Consider the following 23,226-nt stretch of genomic DNA (forward strand, 5'->3'; position numbering starts at 1 on the left):
ACGCATGTTCATGGCGAAATCCATAGCGGCGAAAAACCGGATACGCAACTGATTTGAAAGTCTGTCCGGTGGCTGCCGCTTCTCAGTCTCTGGCACATCGCCAGAGCCGGCGGCGTTGCCTAGACTATACATCCAACATCGAGAGAACGGGAAAACAGCAATGACCGATCAGGCCGAGCGCGCGCGGACGTTCCATGCCCTTCACGTCAAGGGCAACCCGATCGTTCTCTACAATGCCTGGGATCCAGGCTCGGCCAAGATCGTCGAGAAGGCGGGCGCCAAGGCGATCGCCACCGGAAGCTGGCCGGTCGCGGCCGCCTTCGGCTATGCCGATGGCGAGAAGATTCCGCTGGAACTGGCGCTCGACAACATCAAGCGCATCGTCGGCGCAGTGGACCTGCCGGTGACCATGGATCTCGAGGGCGGCTACGGGGTCGATCCGGAATTCGTTGCGCGCACGGTGACGCTGGCACTGCGCGCCGGCGCCATCGGTTTCAATTTCGAAGACCAGATTGTCGGCGGCAGCGGCCTGCACGACATCGACGTCCAGGTAACACGCATCGAAGCCGCCGCCGCTGCTGTCAAGGCTTCCGGCATCCCGGCATTCCTCAATGCCAGAACCGACATCTTTCTCAAGGCAAAGCCGGATGCGCATGATGACGAGCTGCTCGATCAGGCCATCGAGCGGGCGCAGGCGTATGAAAAGGCGGGAGCGAACGGTTTTTTCGCGCCGGGTCTTGGCGACGAGGGGCTGATCGAGACGCTCTGCAAGTCGACGAACCTGCCAGTCAACATCATCGCGCTGGCGCATGTGCCGCCGCGCCAGCGGTTGGCCGAGCTCGGCGTCGCCCGCATCAGCCACGGGCCGGTGCCGTACCGGCAGATGGCCGAATGGCTGGAGGCAAAGGCGCGGCTGGCGATCTCCGGCTAGGTCAGTCCTCCAGCGTGCCTGACCTGGCATCGGCACTCTTCCGGTCGCCGACCAGCTTCAGCAGATCCTCTCCGGCGCGGATGATGCGGCGCGAGCGGCGGGTCAGGATGATACCGTCCTGCGGCGCGAACACTTCCGCGCGGCCATCGGCTTCACCCGGTGCGTGAACGATGGTGGCAAGGCGATCGCCCCTGGCGACGCGGTCGCCGGGCTTGACATCGTAGAGCACGGCACCCGCCCGGTGCGCTGGCATCATGTCGATGTTTTCCAACGGGGCGACGACGCCCTTGAAAGGGCCGGGTGCGGGCAGCGCGCTGTCGGTGATCACGCCGCGCGCCACCAGAAGCCGGTAGAGGCCTTCGGCGTCGGCTTTGGCCAGGGCGCCATCGACATCGAGGATGCCGCGATATTCGACCGTGGTGGCGACGCGCCGGTCGAACTTCGCCACGTCGGCGGGAGCGTTCTGATAGGGCATGATCGAGGCGCCCTCGAAAGTGCCGTCGGTATCTTCGCTCCACAGCACCACCGCATCGACGCCCATTGCGGCGGCACAATCGGCCATGGCCGGCCACAGGCTGGTGTGGATGTAGAGATAGGCGAGGCCCTCGTCGTCGCAATGCAGGTCGAGCACGATGTCGTGGCCGAGCGACAGCTGTACGAGACGCGATTTCAGCCGCTGGTCGGCGCCGCCAAAGGTCGTGTCGGGCAAGAGCTTGACGTCAGGCGCGGCAAGCAGCGGAAAGCTTCTGTTGAAGTTGGTTCGGGTGCCCAGATGAAAGCGGCCCTGGTGCTCGCCGAAATGATATTGCGCGCGGCCGATCGGGTTGGCCCAGGGAACGATGGTGATGTTGCCCTTGATGCGGCCTTCGGCTGCGGCCTTGCTCAGCGCCGGCATCAACGCGTCGATGGCGACGACGCCTGGCAGTTCGCCGGCATGGAGGGCGGCCTGCAGATAGGCCGAGGGTGCCGCCTTGTCGCTGCCTGTGAAGCGGAACACCGGGAATTCGTAGGAAACGCCCTCGCTGTCACCGGCGATGCGTTCGATCGATTTCTGCATGACTTCCTCCATCAAGAGCCAGAAGACATGCCCATTTGAGGACGCATATGTCGATTGGTCCAGCTTGCCCCGCTATGGGCGCAAGATTTCTGTCCCGTTGAGGAAGAGACGTCTACTCCGCGGCAGCCTGAAGCGGCACAGGCGCGCGCCGGTCCAGCGCCTGCGACAGTACCGCGACAGAGACCGCCAGCAAGGCGAGTACCGCGCCGACCAGGGGCAAATGGGCGTAGGAAACGCCGGCCGAAAGGGCCACGCCGCCGATCCAGGCGCCGCTGGCATTACCGACATTGAAGGCGCCCTGGTTCAGCGTCGCGGCAAGGTTCGGTCCTTCCGAGGCCGCCTCGACCACGCGGATCTGCAGCGGCGGCACGACGACGAAGATCAGCAGGCCCCAGAGGAAGACGATGCCGATGGCCACACTTGCGATGGCGCCGAACTGCATGAAACCGACGAATAGCACGGCCATTAGCAGCAGCGTGCCGATGACGGTCGGCATCAGCTTCCAGTCTGCCAGCCTGCCGCCGATGATGTTGCCGATGGTCATGCCGGCGCCGAACAGCAAGAGCACCCAGGTGACTGCGGAGGTCGACAGGCCGGAGACGTCGGTGAGGTATGGCTTGATGTAGGTGAAGACCGCAAACAGACTTGCCGAGGCCAGCGAGGCGATCAGCATCGCCAGCCAGACCTGTAGCTTGCCCAACACCCGCAGCTCGCCGCGCAGGCCGCCGCCGCTCGGTTCAGCGACATTGGACGGCACCAGCCAGGCGATTGCCGCGACCGAAATCAGGCCGATGCCGACCACGGCGATAAATGTGGCGCGCCAGCCGAAGGCTTCGCCAAGTGCTGTGCCGGCAGGAACGCCCAGAATGTTCGAAAGCGTCAGTCCGGCGAACATCAGCGCCATGGCGCTGGCGCGCTTGTTGCGCGGCACGAGGCCCGCCGCAACCACCGAACCAATGCCGAAGAAGGCGCCGTGGCCAAAGGCGGTGAAGACGCGTGCGGCCATCAGGGTCCAGTAGTCAGGTGCGATGGCGCAGAACAGATTGCCGACGACGAACGAAGCGGTCAGCCCGACCAGCACCGGCTTGCGCGGCAGATGCGCGGTGGCCATGGCGACGATCGGGGCGCCGAAGACGACGCCCAGCGCATAGCCGGTGACCAGCAATCCGGCTGACGGGATCGATACGCGGAGGTCGGCGGCGACCTCGGGCAGCAAGCCCATGATGACGAATTCTGTGGTGCCGATGCAGAAGGACGCAATGGCAAGCGCAAGGATCGGCAATGGCATGGGGCGTCCAGACTGAATCGGTTCAATTTCGAGATTGAACGATGAGTTGAGCCATGCGCAATACACATTGCTGCAATGCACCAATGCAGAAAGTCTAGAGCTTCACGTCCCTCAGACCAGCGGTTTCAATTCCTGGGCAATCGTGGGCAGCAGCTCCGAGACGGTCGGATGGATATGGACGGCGCGTGCCAGTGTGTCGACCGGCGCCTTGGCATACATCAAATCGAGCACGCAATGCACGGCTTCGTCGCCGCCGGGGCCGAGCACCGAACAGCCGAGGATTTCCCTGGTGTCGGCATCGACCAGGATCTTCATGAAGCCTTGGGTCTCGCCTTTTTCCACGGCGCGGCCGACACGGGTCATTGGCCGTTGGCCGACCAGTGCGCGGCGGCCGGATTTCTTCACCGCGGCCTCGGTCATGCCGCAGCGGCCGAGCGGTGGGTCGATGTAGAGCGCGTAGGCCTCGATGCGGTCGCTCACCTTGCGTGGATCATTGTCGAGCAGGTTGGCGGCGACGATCTCGTAGTCGTTGTAGGAGGTGTGGGTGAAGGCGCCCTTGCCGTTGCAGTCGCCCATCGCCCAGATACCGGGCACGCTGGTGCGCAGCTGGTCATCGACGGTGACGAAGCCGCGCTTGTCGACTTCGACGCCAGCCTTGTCGAGGCTGAGATCGTCGGTGTTGGGCGTGCGCCCGAGCGCCAGCAGCACATGCGAGCCGACGGCCGGCGGCTTGCCGGTTGAGAAGGTCACGGCGATGTCGGCGCCCTGTCTGGCGAAGCCGATGTCGTCGGCGCCGACATGAACCGCAATGCCTTCGTTTTCGAGGATCGACTGGATGGCGGCCGAAACGTCCTCGTCCTCGCGGCCGGTCAGGCGCGGGCTCTTTTCGATGACGGTGACTTCCGCGCCGAAGCGGCGGAACATCTGCGCGAATTCGAGCGAGATGTAGCTGCCGCCGACGACGATCAAATGGCGCGGCAGCACGTCGAGATCCATCATCGAGGAGTTGGTCAGATAGTCGATGTCGTGGATGCCGGGCAGGTCCGGCACCGAGGCACGGCCGCCGGTGTTGAGGAAGATCTTTTCGGCGGTCAGAAGGTCGTCGCCGACGCGCACCGTGTTGGCGGATTCGAAGCGCGCATGGCCGCGATAGAGGGTGCAGCCTTTCATGCCGGCGATCCAGGTCTCCAGATTGCCGCGAGCGTCGTTGGTCACCTTGTCCTTGCGCGCCTTTATCCTGGCATAGTCGACGCCGACCGGGCCAGAAAAGGTCACGCCATAGTCGGCGGCGCGCCGCGCCAGATGCGCGGCATAGGCGCTGGCGACCATGGTCTTGGTCGGCATGCATCCGGTGTTGACGCAGGTGCCGCCGATAAGCTTGCGCTCGATCAGCACCACACTCATGCCGGCTGAAGTCAGACGGCCGGCGAGCGATGGGCCGGCCTGCCCGGCGCCGATGATGATGGCGTCGTATGTCTTTGCAGTCATACAACCGCCGCCACGATCAGCAGGGCGCCGATGACCGCCACCGCGTCCTCGATGAAGGCGGCGGGTGGATCCTTGCCGAAGGCGGCCGCCAGCCGGCCGCGCGCTTCGGCGCCGCCGAGCGTGCCGATGACGGCACCGATGGCGCCGGCAATCAGGCCGCCGATGGTGGCGCCAGCAGTAGCGCCGATCACCGCGCCGCTGAAGGCGCCAAGCAGGATGCGGGCACCGAACTGCTGCGGCACCTTGCGGCTCGGCGTCGACGGCAACTGGTCGGTGACGAGTTCGACGATGGCCAGGATGGTGAAGATACCGACGGCGGCCCAATGGCTCATGAAGCTGGCCCAGGTGCCGGCAACCGGCAACCAGCCGAGATACGCACCCCAGGCAACCGCGGCCGGCGCGGTCATGGCGCGCAGACCGGCAATGACGCCGATCAGAAGTGCGAAGAGATAGAGCATGTTGATCCCCCTCGATCCCGGGCCGAGACAGCCCTGAAAAGGCAGGCTACCATAGGTCTGGTATTTGGCCACTACTCGCGTCGGCGCTTTTCCGCCGGCCGCTATTGTGCTTTGCGATGACGTCAATTGGAGACCCCGCCATGGCTGGAACCGAGCGCACGAAGATGGCGGCCGGCGAATGGTACACTTGCCTTGATGGCGAGTTGGAGGCCTTGCGCGTCACCGCGCGCGATGCGGTGTTCGAGCACAATTCCTTGCCGCCGAGGCAGCGTGGCAATCTCGGGCCGGGCCTGCAGGCATTGCTCGGCGGCGCGGGCGAGGGGGCCCGCATCGAGGCGCCGTTCCACTGCGCCTACGGCTTCAATATCTTTCTCGGCGACGGCGTCTTTCTCAATGCCGGTTGCACCATCCTCGACACGGCAAGCGTGCGCATCGGCAAGAGAACGCTGCTTGGGCCTAATGTGCAAATCTATTGCGCCGAGCACCACAAGGAAGCTGCCGGACGGCAGGCGGGACTGGAGATCGCCAGAGCCGTCGAGATCGGCGCCAATGCCTGGATCGGCGGCAGTGCCATCATCCTTGGCGGCATCAGCATCGGCGATGGCGCCATCGTCGGCGCCGGCGCGGTGGTGACGCGCGACGTGCCTGCCAACACCACGGTGGTTGGCAATCCGGCGCGGGCGGTCAAGCGCGGCTGAGGCGGCTTCCGCAGGCGATCAATGCGACGAAGCGGGGGCCATGCGCTCGTCGTGATCGGCTCGCCTGGTGAATTCCCGCCTGTATTGCGCCGGCGATGTCCTGAGCCTTGCAGAAAAATGCTGGCGCAGCGAGGTGGCGCTGCCGAAGCCGGCTTCGAAGGCCACGATATCCATCGATTTCTCGGTTGCCTCCAGCAGCCGTTGCGCCAGTTCGATGCGCTGGCTGGTCAGCCAGTCGCCAAAACTGGTGCCGATCGATTTCTGGAAGCGGCGGGTGAAGGTGCGCCGGGTCAGGCCGGCTTTATCGGCGACGCTGTCGAGGCTGTGCGTTTCGCCGAGCGTGGCGCGCACCGCGTCGAGGGCCTGGGTGAAGCGGTCGGCGTTGGCGCTTTTTGCCACGGGGCGTTCGATGAATTGCGCCTGTCCGCCCTGCCGATGTGGGGACAGCACGATCTGGCGGGCGAGCCGCAATGCTGCTTCCGCGCCAAAACGGGCGCGCACGATATGGAGACAGCAGTCGAGCCCGGCGGCGACGCCGGCCGAGGTCACCACATCGCCATTGTCGACGTAGAGCACGGTGGGGTCGACATTGATGTCGGGATGAAGCTTCTGCAGGCGCTCGCTATAAGCCCAGTGCGTCGCGGCACGGCGCCCCGAAAGCAGCCCTGCCGCGGCGATGGCAAATGTCCCAAGGCACAGGCCGACGATCAATGCGCCATGCTCGTGTGCCTTGCGCAGAGCCTTCACCAGCAGCGGTGAAGGCGGCTCGTCGAGATGATGCCAGCTTGGAACAATGACGATATCGGCACCATCAAGCCCATCGAGCCCATGCGGCGCACCAATGGTCAATCCGGCCTCGGTATGGATCGGGCCGGCCCTGACCGCGCAGATGCGGAAGTCGAAGCGCGGCAACCCAAGCGCTGTCCTGTCTTCGCCGAAGACCAGGCACGGCACGGAGAGGTGGAACGGGCTGATGCCGTCGAAGGCGAGGACGGCGATGATCGGGGCGTTCATGGGCGTTTCCGGCAAGTCGAAACCGGATTGTCCCAATTGTTTCGAATGATGTCAATTGGGCCACTTTTGGTTACTTATCGACCGGCCTACCTTCGGCCCATCGCATTCAAGCCGGAAAGGAAAACACCATGTCTGACCCAGCCAACACCACGCCGCGCCGCGCACTAATCGTCATCGATGTCCAGAACGACTATGACGGCGGCAATCTGGCCATCCAGCACCCGCCTTTCCGCGACAGCGTCGTCAACGTGGCGCGCGCCATGGATGCGGCAGCCGCCGCCGGCATCAAGGTGGTTGTCGTCAAGCAGATGGCGCCCGAGAACTCGCCGATCTTCGCTAGGGGCAGTCACGGCGGCGAACTGCATCCCGAAATCGCCAGGCGTGAGCGCGACCATTATGTCGAGAAGATGCTGCCCTCGGCCTTCACCGGCACCGACCTCGAGGACTGGCTGCGCGCCAACGCCATCGATACGCTCACGGTGGTCGGCTACATGACGCACAATTGCGACCTGTCGACCATCATCCACGCCGTGCATATGGGTTTTGCCGTCGAGTTCCTGTCCGACGCGACCGGCTCGGTGCCTTACGCCAACAGCGCCGGCTATGCGTCAGCCGAGGAGATCCACCGCGTGGTGACAATCATCCTGCAGTCGCGTTTCGCCGCCGTGCTCAAGACCGCCGAATGGGTCGCGTGCCTGAAGACCGGCGCCTTGCCGGAACGCGACACGATCTACGCGTCCAACCAGCGGGCGCTGGCGCGCAGCGCGGCGTAACCATCTACGCAAATGCAAAGGGCGCCGCATCGCTGCGGCGCCCTTTCTGTTGTCGAGACAAAGATCTCAGAACAGGCCTTCGATCTGGCCGGCCTCGTTGAGGAAGATCTTCTCCGAGGACGGTGCCTTGGGCAGGCCGGGCATGGTCATGACCTCGCCGCAGATGATGACGACGAAGCCGGCACCGGCCGAAAGCCGGACCTCGCGCACCGGCACGGTGTGGCCGGTCGGCGCGCCGCGCAGGTTCGGGTCGGTCGAGAACGAGTACTGGGTCTTGGCCATGCAAACCGGCAATTTGCCATAGCCGGCTTCTTCCCAGGCCTTGAGCTGGTCGCGCACCGATTTGTCGGCAATCGCTTCCGAGCCGCGATAGATGCGCTGGACGATGGTGTTGATCTTCTCGAACAGCGGCATTTCATCGGGATAGAGCGGCGCGAACTGCGAGGCGCCGGATTCGGCCAGCGCCACCACCTTGTTGGCGAGTTCCTCGATGCCGGCCGAGCCCTTGGCCCAATGCTTGCACAGGATCGCCTCTTCGCCCATCGAAGCGACATAATCCTTCATTGCCTGGATCTCGGCGTCGGTGTCGGAATAGAAATGGTTGATGGCCACCACCGCCGGCACGCCGAACTGCCTGATGTTCTCGATGTGGCGGCCAAGGTTGGCACAGCCCTTCTTCACCGCCTCGACGCTTTCCTTGCCGAGGTCTTCCTTCTTGACGCCGCCATTCATCTTCATGGCGCGCACGGTGGCGACGATGACGGCGGCTGCCGGCTTAAGGCCCGCCTTGCGGCACTTGATGTCGAAGAATTTTTCAGCGCCGAGATCAGCGCCGAAGCCGGCTTCCGTGACGACATAGTCGGCAAGCTTGAGCGCCGTCGTGGTGGCGACGACCGAGTTGCAGCCATGCGCGATGTTGGCGAACGGGCCGCCATGGACGAAGGCCGGGTTGTTCTCCAGCGTCTGGACCAGATTGGGCTGCATGGCGTCCTTCAACAGCACGGCCATGGCGCCGTCGGCCTTGAGGTCGCGGGCATAGACCGGCGTCTTGTCGCGGCGGTAGGCGACGATGATGTCGCCGAGGCGCTTTTCCAGGTCCTTCAGGTCGTTCGACAGGCACAGGATGGCCATGACTTCCGAGGCGACGGTGATGTCGAAGCCGCCTTCGCGCGGAAAACCGTTGGCGACGCCGCCGAGCGAACAGATGATTTCGCGCAGCGCCCGGTCGTTCATGTCCATGACGCGGCGCCAGACGACGCGGCGGGTGTCGATGCCGAGCTCGTTGCCCCAGTAGATGTGGTTGTCGATCAGCGCCGATAGCAGATTGTGCGCGGTGGTGATGGCGTGGAAATCGCCGGTGAAGTGGAGGTTCATGTCCTCCATCGGCACGACCTGCGCGTAGCCGCCGCCGGCGGCACCGCCCTTGACGCCGAAATTCGGGCCGAGCGAGGCTTCGCGGATGCAGACGATCGCCTTCTTGCCGATGCGGTTCAGGCCGTCGCCGAGGCCGACAGTGGTGGTGGTCTTGCCTTCACCGGCCGGTGTCGGGTTGATGGCGGTGACCAGGATCAGCTTGCCGTCCTTGTTGCCCTTCACCGATTTGATGAACTCGGCTGAGATCTTGGCCTTGTCGTGGCCGTAGGGCAGCAGATGTTCGGTCGGGATGCCGATCTTCTGGCCGATCTCCTGGATCTGCTTTTTCTTGGCGGCGCGCGCGATCTCGATGTCGGACTTCACTTCGGCCATGACGGCTTTCCTTCGGATTGGACGGTGGAGGGGACGGGTTTGATCTCACTCACAGGCATGTTGAACCCGGGCGCGGGCATGTTCTAACCCTGTCGCTGCCGCGGCGTCAACTTGCATGCAACTATGTTTCCTATAGAGAAAATTCCTCTGCAACCCGGCCGACCTGTCGCTGGTTCTTCTTGTGCCGGTTGGCGCGCCGTATAGAAGCCAGAGGACGCATCATTCCGCCGTCTCAAAACAGCCGCACAATGCACGGAATGCGACAGAGGCGACGGCGCAAATTCGCCATCGCCAGCCTTTGTAAACGCTGGCTACTGCGTCAGCACGTTGCTGATTTCGACCATGTTGGAGCGCACGCGCAGGACATAGAAGCCCATCGTCGTCAGGTGCGTCGGCAGCAGCCAGCCGTCCTCGCGGCCATTGGCGATGATGAAGGGCTGGATGCGCAACGCCGAGACGAACTGCGCGTCCATCGTGTCCCACAGGCTCTGCAGGTGCTTTTCCTTGATGACATCCTCGAAGTCGGCCTGGGCGCCCTTCATCAGGCCGTAATAGGCATAGAGCTGGCCATAGGCGAACCAGTAGCGGTCGTCGGCGCGGAAATCGAACCAGCCATTGTTGTGGTTCTCGGCGCGTTCCTTGAGGATGGCGGAGGTCGAGCCGATGTCGCTGGCGATGCGGTCGATATATTGTTTCAGATTGTCGGCACGGGCATCGAAGGTGGCCTGGCAGGTGGCAAGGCGAGCGTTGAACGAGCGCAGCTTGCGCACCGCGTCGCGGTAATAGCTCGGCGTCGGTGTCTTCGGCCCAAACGGGTTCAGGCCGAAATACCAGGTTTCTTCGTCAAACTGCAAATTGCCGCGTGCGTCCTGCAGGTCGCCGTCGATCTGCGAGGTGGTGCGCACACGGCCAAGATTGTCGGCAAGTTCGGTCGCGGTGCGCCGCACTGCCTGGTTGATGCCGCGCTGGAACGAGGCCTTGTTGTCCATCCACGGCGTGTCGTCCCAGTCGATGCCGAACAGGCCGAGCTTGTAGAGGATCATCGACGAGATCCAGGCATTCTGGTTGACGTTGAAGTCGGTCAGGTCGGCCGCCACCTGGGCGATGCCGGAATTGCCGCAGGTCTTGGCCGTGTCGGTGCCGGCACCGGCGGCCACCTGCTCGCCAGCGGAAACGTTGCGCTTCTCGAACGTGTAGGTGTCGGGGTAGTTCGGGTTGAAATTGTTCCACCACTGGGTGGCGTAGAAGAAGTTGGCGTAGAGGCCGATCAGCACCAGCAGGGCCAGGCCCACCACGGCCTTGAGGATCCAGCCGCGCTGTGTGTACCAGCGTCCGGCCCACATGAACGGCCACAGGATGACGCCGATCAACAGGCCGATGCCACGGCCGATCCACTGGAAAACCCTGGTGAAGAAGTTGACGATCGGATCGAGCATGGCTGTGTCACCCCTCAGCATGATGCCAAAAAATTGCAGATCTTTTGGACAACATCATGCGTCAAAACAATAAGTCAGAACGAAATGACGGTTCATTTCGTTCTAGTCAGTCAGGCCGTAGAGGCGTGTGCGAAACGCCACCTTGTCCTTCAGATATGTGGTTTTCAGAACGTCCACAACATGCGATCGCCAGGCGTCGCTGTAGCCGTCATAGTCCTTGTAGAAGCCGTCCTTGTTGAAGATGTAGCGCGAGACAAAGTCCGACGGCACGAAATCCGAGATCAGCCGGTTGGTCAGCCAGGCGTCGGGATGGTCAGGCTTGGCGCGGATCACCAGGAAGCGCTGCTGCGGGAAGACATCCTCGATCTTGAGGTTGCCGAGTTGGGCAATCTGGCGCTTGGCGGCGTTGAGGAAAGGAAAGTTGCCGTCCCTGGTGATCAGGTCGGCATGGCTCTGGATCCAGGTCTGCAGCCAGACTTTGTCGACATCGGTCAAATTGCGGTTCGGCTCGGCATCGCGGATCAGCGCGCGCACCACCATCTCGGCCCGGTGCTCGAGATAACCTGAGGCTTCGACCCAGGAGGCGCGCGGCAATTCGATGCGGCCGGTCGAGGCCAGGAACTTGAACACCTTGTCGGCATCGCTGATCGAGATGTAGCTCACCTGCCATGGTCGCGAGCGGCGGAAGCCGGGGGCGGCGGGATCGCTGATCACCGTCGTCATGTCGGGATCGACGAACACGTAGAGCCCGCCGAAATGGCTGGTCCAGTAGGCATTGTGGCGGAAGATCACCTGGTCGGGCACCAGCGCGTTCTCGCGGATGTCGCCGCAGACCTTCGCCAGCTCCACCATGCGGGTCAGCATGGCATTGTCGCGCCAGGCATCGGGCTCCTGCTTCAGCTTGTCGACCAGCTTGCCGAGTTCGGTGGCCTTGCCCAGCACGTCCTCGGCCGACAGCACCTTGAACTCGACCTGGCTGATCGACAGGAGGTCCTCGATGTCGTTGACCAGGGGGACGGAATCCTCGATCTCGCCGTAGATCACATCCTTGATGGTCAGCGCGTCGATGGCGCGCTGGTTTTTCGACATGAACTCGAACATCAGCTGCGAGGTGTTGGAGAAGGCGGTGTGCACCACCGGCAGGTCGATCTGCGACGGCGTCAGGATGATGAAGCGGCGGTTGACCTCATTGGGGTCAAGATAGTCAGGGTCGCCGCATTCATCGGCGATCTCGGGCGAGAAGCCGGTGCGATCGATCTGGAAGCTTAGGAGCTTGGTGGGCTTGAGGCCGAACGCGGCCAGCGCCTTGTTGTAGCGATCGATCAGATGCGGCTCGTCGACGGTGAGCAGCCGGCCGTAGATGAGTTCGTTGTCGCGGAGGAGGTCGGGTTTTTTGGCGGGGTGCGGCGCGTCTTCCGCCGTCGACGAAGGTCTACGCATTCCAATTGCCCTTCTTCTTCATCTCCTCCATCTCGCGCGCCGCGCGTTCGCGCAGCCTTGCGTCGCGCAGCAGCTTTTCGACAGCGGCATCGTCGGACTTGTCGGAGTAGCGGAACTCGCTGTCGGCGTAGCGGTTGATCTCCTGCATGACCATGTCCATCGAGAACGGCCCGCGCAATTCCTCGATCATGGCTTTCTTCTCGTCGTAGCCCTTGTGCATGAAGGCTTCCGGCTTTTCGAACCAGTCGTCGGGCAGCTCGATATCCATGGCGCGCATCTTGATGGCGTCGGTGACGTTCTTGATGGCGCGGCCGGTGAAGCGCGGCTCGGCGTCCTTGATCAGGTGCAGATAGGTGCCGATGTCGGCCATGGTCTTGGGCGCGCCATTCTCCTTCATGTAGCGCTCGTAGACCTTGATCAGCCCGTCCTCCTGCGGCTTCTCGTGCTCTTCATAGGCCTCGGTCACGGCGCGCTGGATTTCCTGCGCGGCGTAGAGCTCGTGCTTGCCCAGAGGGATCTCGTGGTTCTTGCCGGCAAGCAGCACGAAGATGTCGATATAGTCGTCGCGGGTCTGCGGCCCGTCGACCAGCCAGCGGGCGCCGGCGCGCTGGCGCAGCGCGTCGTCGACATTTTCGGGATAATTGGAAAACATGCCGAACGAGCAGTTGCCGCGCACCACAGTGGCGGCGCCGGCGAAGGCATCCATCAACACGCCCGTTATCTCCTGCTGGCCGGCCGAAGCGCGATCGTCGGAGCGGCGGGCGGCGACCTGGTCGATGTCGTCGATGGTGCCAAAGCCGATGACGCGCGGGTTCAAGACGTTGTTGATGAACTGGCGGCAGTTCTGACCCGACTTGCCCTGGTAGGAGGAGATCTGGTCGACGCCGAAATTCTCGTAGGCGAAGGGATAGCCGGCAACCTGGCAGTAGCCGTTGACGAGGCCGGCGATCATCTGGATGAGCGTCGTCTTGCCGGTGCCGGGCGCGCCGTCGCCGATGAAGGTGAACAGGAAGCCGCCGAGCTCGACGAACGGGTTCAGCTCGCGCTCGAAATCATAGGCCATCAGCATCTTGGCGAGCTTGACCGACTGGTATTTGGCGATGTGGTTGCCGACGACCTCTTCGGGTTTCTTGAAGGTCATCACCAGCGGCTTGGAGCGTTTGCCCGGCGCGACGTCGAAACCATCGAGGGTAAAATCGTCGGCATCGATGCGGATATGGGCATTTTCGAACGGGCCGATGCCGTCGAAGCGGCCTTTCCTGGCCAGCAGCCCGTCGATGGCGACACGGGCGAAGGCGCGGGCCCTGGTCATCAGGTCGGTGTCGTCGGATGCGCCGGTAACCGCTTTGTCGAGGCCGGCAAGGATCGACTTCACCGCGTCCTGCGGCGTGTCGAAGAGGAAATCCGGTTCAGGGCTATCGTTGGGCGCTTCGCCATCGCTGTCGATCAACTGGAACAGATAGGAGGCGAGGCTGAAGGCCGAAATGTAAGCCGAGGCTGACAGAAGCTTCTTGAAGGTGGACGCGTCATCGCCCTCGAGCGGGGCGCGGACATTCCTGGCCTGCAGGCTTTCGAGATCGGAGCCTTCGGCAAAAACGTCCGATACGGCCAGCGCAATCGCCACGCCGCGCCGGGCGCGAAACAAAAGCGTGTGCTGGGCGATGGTCAGTAGCTGATCGTCGGGATGGACTGCGCCGACGGTTTTCGACAGCTCGACCTCGCGTGTGCGGCGCACCGAGCCGACCGAGACAGTGGAGACGAAGCGGCGGTTGGTGCCGGCCAGCGCGGTGCCCGATTCGCGTGAGGGATCTTCCAGCACAACGATGCGGGTGATGAAGCTCTGCGCCATGGCGCGGTGCTTCTCGATTGCCGCTTCCGGGATGGTGGTCAGGCCGGTGTCCATGAAGGATGCTCCGTGGTGTTACGGTCAGACGTCTGAGATGACCTGCCCGTTGGACAGGATGTGGACCTTGTAGCCGCCAAAAATCTTCTGGGCTTCGCCAGCTGCGTAGAGCGCCTGGTAGGCTTCGTGCGGGATCAGCGCGTGGTTCTCGTAGCTCGACACGCCCTGGCGCGCGGCTTCCAGGTCATCGGTGTTGATGAAGAATTCCTGCGTTGTCTTCTCGCTGGAAAACAGCCCCTTGCGGCCGGGCTTCTCGCCCTTGGAATAGACTTCCTGGATGGTCCAGGTCAGCAGCCAGGCATTTTCAGGCTTGCGCACCTTGGCGAGCACCTCGGTCACCGTCGAATTGTTGTCGGTAATACCAGCCGAATAGAAGGGCCCGAGCACGACGCGGCGCAGCTGCTTGGGATGCAGCGGCTCGAAATCCTTGTCGAGATTGACGGCAATGGTCGCCGGCGACAGCGTGTAGGCTGAATTCTTCTCGGTGAAATCGTCGAAGCGATGGGCGAGCTCGGGATTGAGCAGGCCGTCGACCGGCAGCGGGATGTCGACCTTGTCGTTGAGCTTGCCGTCCCGGTCGACGAGCTGGCGGATCATGCTCTCGGAGGAATCCTCCACCGTCACCATGTAGACCAGGGGCAGGTTGGCGCTGCCGTCGAAGGTCGCCCAATGAACGAGGTAGTAGGGCCGCGCCGTCTTTGGATTGACCGAGACCTTGGCGGTCTGCGCCAGGGTAAACGGCCCGAAAGTCTGCTCGCTCTTGACGTCTTCGAGGTAGAGCCGCTCGGCCATCGACTTCTGCAGCGCTTCGGGGAATTCCTTGTGGCGCAGGATGAAGTCGGCCATCTCCTCGCGCAACTCGCCGGCCAGCGGGATGTTCGCAAGCCGGCTGTCTGCCTGGCGGCGGTCGTTTTCCAGTTCGAGCAGGTTCTGGAAAACGGGAAAACCGCTTTCGGCGCGCGAAATGCGGAACGTGTCCATGAAGCCCAGCCGGTTGCGCCAGCAGCCGAAGGATTTGTCGAGCCGCGCGATGTATTCAGCGACGATCTTGGCGACGATGCCGTGCCGGTAGAGCGGCGAGCGGTCGTCGCGCATGAACACTTCAAGGCCGCTAAGCGCGGCCGTTATCGCCGAGAAATACCGCGCCGCGGCGTCGTTTTCGGGGGTCATGCTGTCAGCCCTGGGATTGTCGCACCGGTGCGCGCGGCAATTATGACTGCACGTAGTTGGCCGAATTGTGCTTCTTCAGCACTTCGTCGAAACGGCGGGCGAAGGCGTCGTCGGCGAGCTTCTTGCGGCGCTGGATATCGGCGCTGGCGACCATGTTCTTCTCGTGCATTTCCAAGAGGTCGCCGATGTGCTTCTGCGAGGCGGCACCGATGCCGGCCATGGTTTCTTCCGCCGTGTTGTCGACCTGGCTGCCCAGCGTGTTGATCTTGTGGGCGACGTCCTGCTGGGCGGCGGTCTTCAGCGAATCTTCCAGCGCCTTGTAGAGCACGATGCGCTGCTCGGTATCGATGGTCAGCTTGTTGATCAGCGTCGACTGCGCGGCGATCTGGTTGTTGAGCGAATCGACGAAGGTCTGGAACATCGAAGTGTAGCGCTCCAGCGTCTGGCTCTCCGCCAGCAATTCCTGCTCCTTGGCCTGCTTCTCGTTGTATTCGGTGGCGAGCACCGAGCGTTCGCCTTCGAGCTGCGTGCGGTCTTTCTGGTTGGTCGAGGCGGCGATCTTGTTTTCGATGTCGAGCAGCATCGGGTTGAGGTCCTCGATGCGCTTCTGCACGGCTTCGAGGTTCGACATGGTGGTCTTGCGGCGCTCGATCACCTGCGACAGGCTGGCCTCGGAGGTCTTGTAGCGCTGGTCGAGAACTTCTTTCTGCGCCTTCAGGATGCCGACGATGGTGTCGGACTTGGCCAGAAGTTCCTGCAGATTGCCGGCCAGCGACATGTTGCGGACGCGGTCGGTGCGCAGGCGCTGCTTGCGTTGCGCCGAAAAGATGCCGACGAAATTTTCCCAGCCGGAATAGTTCTTCATGCTCTCGAACTCGGCGCCGAAGACGTTGGTGGCGTCCTCAAGGCCGATGATCAGGTCGGCGATGTTGCCTTCCATCACCTTCTGCTGCTTCAGCACGTCCTCGATGCGGGCGTTCTCGATGTCGAAATTGGCGTCACCGATCTTCTTGTCCGATGTCGCGAGCGTGTCGAGCACGGTGCCGGACTGCTCGATCCTGGAGCGCATATCCTGGACGACCTGCTTGGTCTTGGCTATTTCGGCATCGAAATTCTGCAATGTCGCCATAGGGGCCTCCCGCTTCGGCTTCCGGTCGCTGGCTGCGAACAGCGGCGAATATATGTGGGGCATCCGGGGATTGAAAGACGTGAAGACAAGGCGGCGCCGAAAACAAAAGAATCGGTCGCGGTCTTGAAAGGCAATGAAGGTGGGGTCATGGCGTGACTAGCGTGCAAGCCAAGTATAGTTCAACTGTCATTGAACTTCTGCACCGGCAAAGCAATCAATCCTCGTTGCCGTGGATATCCCGAATTTCGGCAGGGAATTGAACCGGTTACAGCCACGATCCAGGAAGAATGCCGGCGTCGTTCGTTGCGAGCGACGGGTGCTCAGGGCTTTGGATCGGCCTTCAGATAGGCGATGACGTTGGCGATGTCGTCGTTATTGCTGAGGCCGCCGAAGGCCATTTTGTTGCCGGGAACTTTGAGCTTGGGAGCCCTGAGATACTCAGCAAGATTTGCCTCGTCCCAGACGAGACCGGCAGCACCGGCACTCTTCATCGCTTCGGAATAGTGGCCAAGAAAGCTCTCGGCGGTGCCAGCAGTGCGGCCAACGACACCCATCAGATGCGGTCCGACCTTGTCGCGATCCGTTGCCGCCTCATGGCAGGCGATGCAGCGGTTGAAGACCTTCTTTCCCAGCGCCGGATCGCCGCCGGCGTGAGCGCCAACAGTGGCCGCAAGGAGGAGAAGGCTGGCGGAGGAAACGGCTCGAAACATGGCTGACCCGGAGAGCTCTGGCTGGAACGAGATGTCGCAAAATAGGACAGAGGCCTTAACAAACGCTGCATTATGGCAGGATTGCTCCGGCTCTTCCTATCGTACTTCAGGACAATGGCGCAGCCGGCCCTGTGCCGGGAAGCGTGGCCATGCCGGTCAGGCCTGCTGCGCCAGGTCGCGGCGCAGGAAATCATGCAGCCGATCGACCGCCGGCGTCGTCGACAATGGGTTGCGCAGGATGCCGACTTCGAGATCCGGCAGTGCGGGAAGCCCTTCATTGGCGCCGATAATGCGCAGCGACTGGGGCACGCTGCGCTGAGCGAGGCCGGCGACGGCGAGTCCGGCCTGCACGACGGCGATCAGGCCAAGCAGGGAGGCGCTGGAATAGGTGCAGCGGTAGGACCGGTCGGCTTCGCCAAGCGCCTGCAGCACACTCATCCTGGCCGCGCAGCCAGGCTCGAACAGGGCGACTGGCAAGGGATCGGCCTGCCAGGCGACATGGTTTGGCGAGGCGACCCAGACGAAGCGTTCCAGGCGGATGACGTCGAGCGGCTGGTCCGGCAGGCGGGTTACGATCGCCAGGTCGAGCTTTCCCTCGGCCAGGGTTTTTACCAGCGCGGTCGACTGCTCGCAGATCAGTTCCACCGTCACCAGCGGGTGATCCTCGGCAAAGCGCGACAGCACGGGTGGCAGCAGGAAAGCGGCATAGTCATCCGGTACGCCGAGGCGGACGCTGCCTGTCTCCTTCGGCCGGGTGACGCTCGCCCAGGCCTCATCCGACAGCTTCAGCAGCCGGCGCGCATAGATCAGGAAATCCTCCCCGATCGCGTTGGGAACGGCCGTCCTCGGTCCCCGCACCAGAAGCTGGTTGCCGACCATCTCTTCCAGCCGCTGCATCTGCATGCTGACGGCCGACTGGCTGCGGCCGACACGCGGTGCCGCATTGGACAGGCTGCCGCTCTCGACGACGGCGACGAAGGTCTTCAGCAAATTGAGGTCGAGCGGAGCGGCCATGGTGCTATCAGCATATCGAATAGCTCATGCCAAATCTATTCGCTTGTTTGAAAGCAATGGCGCTGGCCAGATGGCCCGGCCCTTGAGGACACTGCGATGAAGGACCTGCCAACCGCCCGTTATCCGGCCGCAAGCCTCGCCGTGGCGATGACGATCGCCGGCACGGTTGGCGCCTTCGTCACGGAATCGGGCCTGCATCCGGTCACCGTCGTCTTCTGGCGATGCGTGTTTGGCGCGATCTTCCTGGCCGCATGGTGCCTGCTGCGCGGCTACCTACCGGACCGCACCCTTTCGCCGTCTCGCCTTGCCCTTGCCGCCCTTGCCGGCGTCTGCATGGTGCTGAGCTGGACGGCGTTTTTCGCCGGTTTCGCCATGACGTCGATCGCCACGACGACGATCGTCTATCACGTGCAGCCGTTCTTCGTGGTGCTGATCGGCGTGGTCTTTCTCAAGGAGCGCATCTCGCTTGACCAGATCCTGTGGATGCTCGGCGCGTTCCTTGGCGTCGTGTTGGCCAGCGGCCTGGTCGTCACCCATGGCCATGCCGACGCGAACTGGGCGCTGGGCATCGCGCTGACGCTGGGCGCTGCGCTGCTTTATGCCGTGGCGACGATGCTGGCCAAGGGCCTCGGACAACAGCGCGCGGAAATCACCGTGCTTTGCCAGACGCTGGTCGGTGTCGTCATGCTCGCCCCTTTCGCCGGCATTGGCCAGCATATCCCGCCGGCGTCGTGGGGTTGGATGGCCGGGATCGGTGTCCTGCACACCGGCATCGCCTATGTGCTGATGAATTCGGCCTTCCCGCGCCTGACCACGCCGGTGATCGGCGTGATCACCTTCATCTATCCGGTCGTCGCCATCATCGTCGATTGGGCGATCTATGCGCATCCGCTGCGGCCGGCACAGGCGGCCGGCATGGCGCTGATCGCGCTGGCGACGCTTGGCGTGCGGCTCGGCTGGCGGTTTCCGATGCGGCGCACCGCGGCCGCGTGAGCCCGGTCAACCCTTCATGAAGCCGATGAAATCGTCGGGCGCTGCGCGGCCCATCTCTTCTTCCCAGTGGCGGCGGCAGAGCGAAACATAGACGTCCTTGCCGATCGCCACTTGCTCGCCTTGGCGGGCGACCTTGCCATCGGCGCCGAGGCGCACGACCATCGTCGCCTTGCGGCCGCAGCGGCAGATGGTGCGCACCTCGCGCAGATCGTCGGCGATCGCCAGCAGCGCGCGCGAGCCTGAGAACAGCTTGCCTTGGAAATCGGTGCGCAGGCCGTAGCACATCACCGGAATGTTCAGTCGGTCGGCGATGCGGGCCAATTGCCAGACCTGCTCTTCCTCGAGAAACTGCGCCTCATCGACAAAGACGCAATGCACCGTCGTATGTTCATGATGCTCGGCAACCCTGGCAAACAGGTCGTCGCCGTCGCGGAACATCTCGGCCTCGGTCTCCAACCCGATGCGCGACGAGATCAGGCCGCTGTCGCCCTTGCGGTAATGGCCGGCGACGAACAGCATCGTCGTCATGCCACGCTCGCGATAATTGTAGGATGCCTGCAAGAGCATCGTCGTCTTGCCGGCATTCATCGTCGCGTAGTTGAAGTAGAGTTTGGCCATGTTCCTCTTCTAAGCCGACTTGGCCCAGGGCGGGGAGGGGGCGCCGCCGCATTCCCCTGAAAAAGCTGGCTCGCCTCCCAAAAAGAGAGCTGCCACGACAAAAGCGTCAGCCGTGTCGCTGATTGGCCAGTCCGCGCCGTTGATCGTGATTGCCTTGACGCTTGAATCCACACCAGAATGGTGTTTGGCTGACGAAACAAGGCGGGCACAGAAACCGTAACTACGCTTCGCCAAAGAATCACAATGGGAGAATACCTATGTCGCGTATGAATACCTTCGCCGCCGGCCTTGGCCTCGCGGCTTTGTTGTCCACGAGTGCCGCCTTTGCCGGTGATGCGGCAAGCTGCAAGGCGGTGCGTCTCTCCGATGTCGGCTGGACCGACATCCAGGCGACGACAGGCGTCGCGTCCGTTCTGCTCACCGCGCTCGGCTATGCGCCACAAACGATCCAGCTGTCGGTACCGGTGACCATGGCGTCGCTGAAAAACAAGGACCTTGACGTGTTCCTCGGCAACTGGATGCCGTCGATGACCAACGACATCAAGGATTATACCGCCGACGGTTCGGTTGTGACCATCAGCCAGAACCTCGCCGGCGCCGGCTACGGCATCGTCGTGCCGACCTATGTCGCGGATGCCGGCGTCAAATCGCTGACCGATATCGGCAAGTTCAAGGACAAGTTCAACGGTAAGATCTACGGCATCGAAGCCGGCAATGACGGCAACCGTATCATCCTCGACATGATCAAGAACCCGAAGGACAATCTCGACGGCTTCGAGCTGGTCGAATCTTCGGAAGCCGGCATGCTGACGCAGGCCGAGCAGTCGATGAAGAACAATGAGTGGATCGCCTTCCTCGGCTGGACGCCGCATCCGGTGATGGGCGCCATGAAGATCACCTATCTCGACGGCATGGGCGACAGCGGCTTCGGCGCCGCCGTGGTCAACACCGTGGTGCGCAAGGGCTACACCACCGAATGCCCGAATGTCGGCAAGTTCATCTCCAATCTGAAGTTCAATCTGGACATGGAAGGCCAGATGATGGACGCGATCCTGAAGGGCGGCGACGCCAACACGGTGGCGGCCGACTGGCTGAAGAAGAATCCGGATGCCGTAAAGCCATGGATCGCCGGTGTGACCACCTTCGATGGTGGTGATGCCGCCGCAGCGATCAAGACCGCGCTCGGAAGCTGAGCCGACTGAATTCGGCAAGGCCGAACCAGGAAGGGCAGCCATCTTAGAAAAGGCTGCCCTTTTTCATATCCTGTGACAAGATGACGTTGCGCGAGCCGAGAGCAGGGCGGCTCCTGGACGAAGAGGGGTAAGATGGATCCGATTTCGAAATTCATGGTCGATCACAAGATCCCGATCGGTGCTTGGGGAAAGGCGTTCTTCGGCTTCCTTACCGACAATTTCGACACCATCTTCAGAGCCTTCTCGAATGGCCTGAATTTCCTGCTCGACGGGCTGGTCAACGTCCTCTTGATAGTGCCGCCGGTGTTGCTGGCCCTGATCATCGCCGGCATCGCCTGGCTGCTGCAGCGCTCGCGTCCGCTCGCCATCGGGGTGTTCCTCGGCCTGATCTTCATCATCAACCAGAACCTCTGGAAGCAGACGGTGCAGACGCTGGTGCTGGTCGTCGCGGCCGCCGCCATGGCAATGGCCATCGGCGTGCCGCTCGGCATCTGGGCGGCGCACAAGCCGAAGGTCTACCGCATCATGCTGCCGGTGCTCGACCTGATGCAGACGCTGCCGACCTTCGTCTACCTGATCCCGGTGCTAACGCTGTTCGGCCTTGGCAACGCGCCTGGCCTCATCGTCACCATCATCTTTGTCATCCCGACCGCGGTCCGGCTCACCCATCTCGGTGTCGTCTCGGTGCCGAAGTCGATCATCGAGGCCGGCGAGGCGTTCGGCGCCACCAAGAGCCAGCTTTTGTGGAAGGTGGAATTGCCCTCGGCGCTGCCGACCATCATGGCCGGCCTGACGCAGTCGATCATGCTGTCGCTGTCGATGGTGGTGTTCGCCGCGCTGATCGGGGCCGGCGGCCTCGGCACTGAAATCAACCGGGCTCTCGGTTCGCGCCGCATCGACCTTGGGCTCGAAGCGGGCCTGGCCATCGTGGTGCTCGCCATCGTGCTCGACCGGATGACCCGTATCGCCGTTGGAGGCAAGAAATGACCGTCGCCGTCGATTTCAAGAATGTCGATATCGTCTTCGGCGCCGACCAGGCCGGCTCGCTGGCGATGATCGACAAGGGTGCGACCCGCGCCGAAATCCTCGAGAAGACCGGCAATGTGCTGGGTTGCGCCGGTGCCAGCCTGACCGTGCACGAGGGCGAGATCTCGGTGCTGATGGGCCTGTCGGGCTCCGGCAAGTCGACGCTGCTGCGCGCCGTCAACCGGCTCAATGTGGTGTCGCGCGGCCAGGTGCTGGTCAAGGACGGCGACAAGATCGTCGATGTCGTCACCTGCGACCAGGCCACATTGCGGCGCTTGCGCCAGAAGCAGGTGGCGATGGTGTTCCAGCAATTCGGCCTGCTGCCGTGGCGCACGGTGGAGGAAAATGTCGGCCTCGGCCTCGAACTCGCCGGCGTGCCGGACGCCGAGCGCAAGGAACGCGTGCAACGCCAGCTCAAGTTGGTCAATCTCGACCAATGGTCGAACAAATATGCCCATGAACTGTCGGGCGGCATGCAGCAGCGCGTCGGCCTGGCGCGTGCCTTCGCCACCGAGGCGCCGATCCTTTTGATGGACGAGCCGTTCTCGGCGCTCGACCCGCTGATCCGCACCAAGCTGCAGGATGAATTGCTGCAACTGCAGGCGCAACTGAAGAAGACGATTATCTTCGTCAGCCACGACCTTGAGGAAGCGCTGAAGATCGGCACCCACATCACCATCATGGAAGGCGGCCGCATCGTGCAGACCGGCGCGCCGGAAGACATCGTGCTGCGGCCCGCCAACGATTACGTGCGCGACTTCATCGCTAATGTGAACCCGCTCTCGGTGCTCACCGCCTGGAACGTCATGCGCGATCGCCGCGACCTCGAAGAGAGCACGGACGGCTGGGTGTGGCTCGACCGGCGCAAGACGACGCGCTTCAAGATCGACGAGCATGGGCTGGTGGCGGCGGCCGAACGCGACGGCAAGCCGGCGGTGTGGGTGTCCTGCGCCGATGTCGAGGCCCAGTCGGAGGAAGCAGCGCAAGTGTTCTGGGCCAATCCGGGCACCTCGCTGAAAACCGTGATGCTGGCAATGCATCGTTCGCAGACGGCACCGGTGGCTCTGTTCGATGACCAGTCGCGCTTCGTCGGTGCGATTGGCATCAGGGATGTGCTGAGCGCGGTGTTGCGGCGGTAGGC

21 protein-coding genes are annotated in these 23,226 nt (G+C 63.0%); 7 read left to right on the forward strand and 14 right to left on the reverse strand.

What is annotated here, in order from left to right; translation table 11 throughout:
- The first annotated feature begins 160 nt into the window (after nt 1-160).
- Nucleotides 161-931: an isocitrate lyase/PEP mutase family protein gene (locus ACZYHG_RS13770; protein WP_464614244.1), complete on the forward strand. Its 771-nt coding sequence runs from the start codon at nt 161-163 to the stop codon at nt 929-931.
- Between the two features lies 1 nt (nt 932).
- Here the strand turns inward: ACZYHG_RS13770 and ACZYHG_RS13775 are convergent, their stop codons facing one another.
- The 4 genes from ACZYHG_RS13775 to ACZYHG_RS13790 all read right to left on the reverse strand — a co-directional run bounded on the left by ACZYHG_RS13775 (nt 933) and on the right by ACZYHG_RS13790 (nt 5,222).
- Nucleotides 933-1,988, reverse strand: a complete 1,056-nt coding sequence (locus tag ACZYHG_RS13775) for a M14 family metallopeptidase (RefSeq protein WP_464614245.1) — start codon at nt 1,986-1,988, stop codon at nt 933-935.
- A 112-nt stretch (nt 1,989-2,100) separates the two neighbouring features.
- Nucleotides 2,101-3,276 carry an MFS transporter gene (locus ACZYHG_RS13780; protein ID WP_464614246.1) on the reverse strand — a complete coding sequence of 392 codons (1,176 nt, stop codon included), beginning with the start codon at nt 3,274-3,276 and terminating at the stop codon, nt 2,101-2,103.
- 111 nt (nt 3,277-3,387) lie between these two features.
- Entirely contained in the window at nt 3,388-4,764 is a 1,377-nt protein-coding gene (locus ACZYHG_RS13785) for an FAD-containing oxidoreductase (RefSeq protein ID WP_464614247.1), read from the reverse strand.
- Nucleotides 4,761-5,222 (reverse strand): DUF4126 domain-containing protein, encoded by a 462-nt coding sequence (locus tag ACZYHG_RS13790; RefSeq protein WP_464614248.1) that lies wholly within the window; start codon nt 5,220-5,222, stop codon nt 4,761-4,763. Before ACZYHG_RS13790 ends, ACZYHG_RS13785 begins: the two co-directional genes overlap by 4 nt.
- A gap of 140 nt (nt 5,223-5,362) precedes the next feature.
- On the opposite strand from ACZYHG_RS13790, the gene ACZYHG_RS13795 reads away from it, so the two are divergent.
- Entirely contained in the window at nt 5,363-5,920 is a 558-nt protein-coding gene (locus tag ACZYHG_RS13795) for a sugar O-acetyltransferase (RefSeq protein ID WP_464614249.1), read from the forward strand.
- A gap of 18 nt (nt 5,921-5,938) precedes the next feature.
- On the opposite strand, the gene ACZYHG_RS13800 is transcribed toward ACZYHG_RS13795, so the two are convergent.
- Nucleotides 5,939-6,934 (reverse strand): GlxA family transcriptional regulator, encoded by a 996-nt coding sequence (locus ACZYHG_RS13800; RefSeq protein WP_464614250.1) that lies wholly within the window; start codon nt 6,932-6,934, stop codon nt 5,939-5,941.
- Between the two features lie 128 nt (nt 6,935-7,062).
- Between ACZYHG_RS13800 and ACZYHG_RS13805 the strand changes: the two genes are divergently transcribed.
- Nucleotides 7,063-7,707: a cysteine hydrolase family protein gene (locus ACZYHG_RS13805; protein WP_464614251.1), complete on the forward strand. Its 645-nt coding sequence runs from the start codon at nt 7,063-7,065 to the stop codon at nt 7,705-7,707.
- A gap of 66 nt (nt 7,708-7,773) precedes the next feature.
- Here the strand turns inward: ACZYHG_RS13805 and ACZYHG_RS13810 are convergent, their stop codons facing one another.
- The 8 genes from ACZYHG_RS13810 to ACZYHG_RS13845 form a co-directional block, all read right to left on the reverse strand.
- Nucleotides 7,774-9,453, reverse strand: coding sequence for a formate--tetrahydrofolate ligase (locus ACZYHG_RS13810; RefSeq protein ID WP_464614252.1), 1,680 nt, complete (start codon nt 9,451-9,453; stop codon nt 7,774-7,776).
- Nucleotides 9,454-9,764: 311 nt separating this feature from the next.
- Entirely contained in the window at nt 9,765-10,889 is a 1,125-nt protein-coding gene (locus ACZYHG_RS13815; protein WP_464614253.1) for a DUF2333 family protein, read from the reverse strand.
- A gap of 102 nt (nt 10,890-10,991) precedes the next feature.
- The gene (locus tag ACZYHG_RS13820; protein ID WP_464614254.1) at nt 10,992-12,329 is read right to left on the reverse strand and encodes a DUF6638 family protein; all 1,338 of its coding nucleotides are present in this window, start codon (nt 12,327-12,329) and stop codon (nt 10,992-10,994) included.
- Nucleotides 12,322-14,232 (reverse strand): AAA family ATPase, encoded by a 1,911-nt coding sequence (locus tag ACZYHG_RS13825; protein WP_464614255.1) that lies wholly within the window; start codon nt 14,230-14,232, stop codon nt 12,322-12,324. Before ACZYHG_RS13825 ends, ACZYHG_RS13820 begins: the two co-directional genes overlap by 8 nt.
- Nucleotides 14,233-14,256: 24 nt before the next feature.
- Nucleotides 14,257-15,402, reverse strand: coding sequence for a hypothetical protein (locus ACZYHG_RS13830; RefSeq protein ID WP_027030689.1), 1,146 nt, complete (start codon nt 15,400-15,402; stop codon nt 14,257-14,259).
- A gap of 40 nt (nt 15,403-15,442) precedes the next feature.
- Nucleotides 15,443-16,531, reverse strand: a complete 1,089-nt coding sequence (locus ACZYHG_RS13835) for a hypothetical protein (RefSeq protein ID WP_464614256.1) — start codon at nt 16,529-16,531, stop codon at nt 15,443-15,445.
- A gap of 320 nt (nt 16,532-16,851) precedes the next feature.
- Nucleotides 16,852-17,241, reverse strand: coding sequence for a c-type cytochrome (locus ACZYHG_RS13840; RefSeq protein ID WP_464614257.1), 390 nt, complete (start codon nt 17,239-17,241; stop codon nt 16,852-16,854).
- Nucleotides 17,242-17,397: 156 nt separating this feature from the next.
- Entirely contained in the window at nt 17,398-18,255 is an 858-nt protein-coding gene (locus ACZYHG_RS13845; RefSeq protein WP_464614258.1) for a LysR substrate-binding domain-containing protein, read from the reverse strand.
- Between the two features lie 96 nt (nt 18,256-18,351).
- Between ACZYHG_RS13845 and ACZYHG_RS13850 the strand changes: the two genes are divergently transcribed.
- Entirely contained in the window at nt 18,352-19,248 is an 897-nt protein-coding gene (locus ACZYHG_RS13850; protein WP_464614259.1) for a DMT family transporter, read from the forward strand.
- A gap of 6 nt (nt 19,249-19,254) precedes the next feature.
- On the opposite strand, the gene ACZYHG_RS13855 is transcribed toward ACZYHG_RS13850, so the two are convergent.
- Entirely contained in the window at nt 19,255-19,866 is a 612-nt protein-coding gene (locus tag ACZYHG_RS13855) for a thymidine kinase (protein ID WP_027030684.1), read from the reverse strand.
- A 257-nt stretch (nt 19,867-20,123) separates the two neighbouring features.
- On the opposite strand from ACZYHG_RS13855, the gene choX reads away from it, so the two are divergent.
- The 3 genes from choX to choV all read left to right on the forward strand — a co-directional run bounded on the left by choX (nt 20,124) and on the right by choV (nt 23,224).
- The gene (gene choX, locus ACZYHG_RS13860) at nt 20,124-21,059 is read left to right on the forward strand and encodes a choline ABC transporter substrate-binding protein (protein ID WP_464614260.1); all 936 of its coding nucleotides are present in this window, start codon (nt 20,124-20,126) and stop codon (nt 21,057-21,059) included.
- A gap of 132 nt (nt 21,060-21,191) precedes the next feature.
- The gene (choW, locus tag ACZYHG_RS13865; RefSeq protein WP_464614261.1) at nt 21,192-22,046 is read left to right on the forward strand and encodes a choline ABC transporter permease subunit; all 855 of its coding nucleotides are present in this window, start codon (nt 21,192-21,194) and stop codon (nt 22,044-22,046) included.
- A complete protein-coding gene (gene choV / locus ACZYHG_RS13870) occupies nt 22,043-23,224 on the forward strand; it encodes a choline ABC transporter ATP-binding protein (protein ID WP_464614262.1) in 1,182 nt (393 codons plus the stop codon). Before choW ends, choV begins: the two co-directional genes overlap by 4 nt.
- Nucleotides 23,225-23,226 lie beyond the last annotated feature (2 nt).

The organism is Mesorhizobium subarcticum (assembly GCF_055456085.1).

Bases quoted from the DNA above. Each gene is read 5' to 3' on its own strand.
- ACZYHG_RS13770 (WP_464614244.1), top strand. From the start codon at position 161: ATGACCGATCAGGCCGAGCGCGCGCGGACGTTCCATGCCCTTCACGTC.
- ACZYHG_RS13775 (WP_464614245.1), bottom strand. From the start codon at position 1,988: ATGCAGAAATCGATCGAACGCATCGCCGGTGACAGCGAGGGCGTTTCC.
- ACZYHG_RS13780 (WP_464614246.1), bottom strand. From the start codon at position 3,276: ATGCCATTGCCGATCCTTGCGCTTGCCATTGCGTCCTTCTGCATCGGC.
- ACZYHG_RS13785 (WP_464614247.1), bottom strand. From the start codon at position 4,764: ATGACTGCAAAGACATACGACGCCATCATCATCGGCGCCGGGCAGGCC.
- ACZYHG_RS13790 (WP_464614248.1), bottom strand. From the start codon at position 5,222: ATGCTCTATCTCTTCGCACTTCTGATCGGCGTCATTGCCGGTCTGCGC.
- ACZYHG_RS13795 (WP_464614249.1), top strand. From the start codon at position 5,363: ATGGCTGGAACCGAGCGCACGAAGATGGCGGCCGGCGAATGGTACACT.
- ACZYHG_RS13800 (WP_464614250.1), bottom strand. From the start codon at position 6,934: ATGAACGCCCCGATCATCGCCGTCCTCGCCTTCGACGGCATCAGCCCG.
- ACZYHG_RS13805 (WP_464614251.1), top strand. From the start codon at position 7,063: ATGTCTGACCCAGCCAACACCACGCCGCGCCGCGCACTAATCGTCATC.
- ACZYHG_RS13810 (WP_464614252.1), bottom strand. From the start codon at position 9,453: ATGGCCGAAGTGAAGTCCGACATCGAGATCGCGCGCGCCGCCAAGAAA.
- ACZYHG_RS13815 (WP_464614253.1), bottom strand. From the start codon at position 10,889: ATGCTCGATCCGATCGTCAACTTCTTCACCAGGGTTTTCCAGTGGATC.
- ACZYHG_RS13820 (WP_464614254.1), bottom strand. From the start codon at position 12,329: ATGCGTAGACCTTCGTCGACGGCGGAAGACGCGCCGCACCCCGCCAAA.
- ACZYHG_RS13825 (WP_464614255.1), bottom strand. From the start codon at position 14,232: ATGGACACCGGCCTGACCACCATCCCGGAAGCGGCAATCGAGAAGCAC.
- ACZYHG_RS13830 (WP_027030689.1), bottom strand. From the start codon at position 15,402: ATGACCCCCGAAAACGACGCCGCGGCGCGGTATTTCTCGGCGATAACG.
- ACZYHG_RS13835 (WP_464614256.1), bottom strand. From the start codon at position 16,531: ATGGCGACATTGCAGAATTTCGATGCCGAAATAGCCAAGACCAAGCAG.
- ACZYHG_RS13840 (WP_464614257.1), bottom strand. From the start codon at position 17,241: ATGTTTCGAGCCGTTTCCTCCGCCAGCCTTCTCCTCCTTGCGGCCACT.
- ACZYHG_RS13845 (WP_464614258.1), bottom strand. From the start codon at position 18,255: ATGGCCGCTCCGCTCGACCTCAATTTGCTGAAGACCTTCGTCGCCGTC.
- ACZYHG_RS13850 (WP_464614259.1), top strand. From the start codon at position 18,352: ATGAAGGACCTGCCAACCGCCCGTTATCCGGCCGCAAGCCTCGCCGTG.
- ACZYHG_RS13855 (WP_027030684.1), bottom strand. From the start codon at position 19,866: ATGGCCAAACTCTACTTCAACTACGCGACGATGAATGCCGGCAAGACG.
- choX (WP_464614260.1), top strand. From the start codon at position 20,124: ATGTCGCGTATGAATACCTTCGCCGCCGGCCTTGGCCTCGCGGCTTTG.
- choW (WP_464614261.1), top strand. From the start codon at position 21,192: ATGGATCCGATTTCGAAATTCATGGTCGATCACAAGATCCCGATCGGT.
- choV (WP_464614262.1), top strand. From the start codon at position 22,043: ATGACCGTCGCCGTCGATTTCAAGAATGTCGATATCGTCTTCGGCGCC.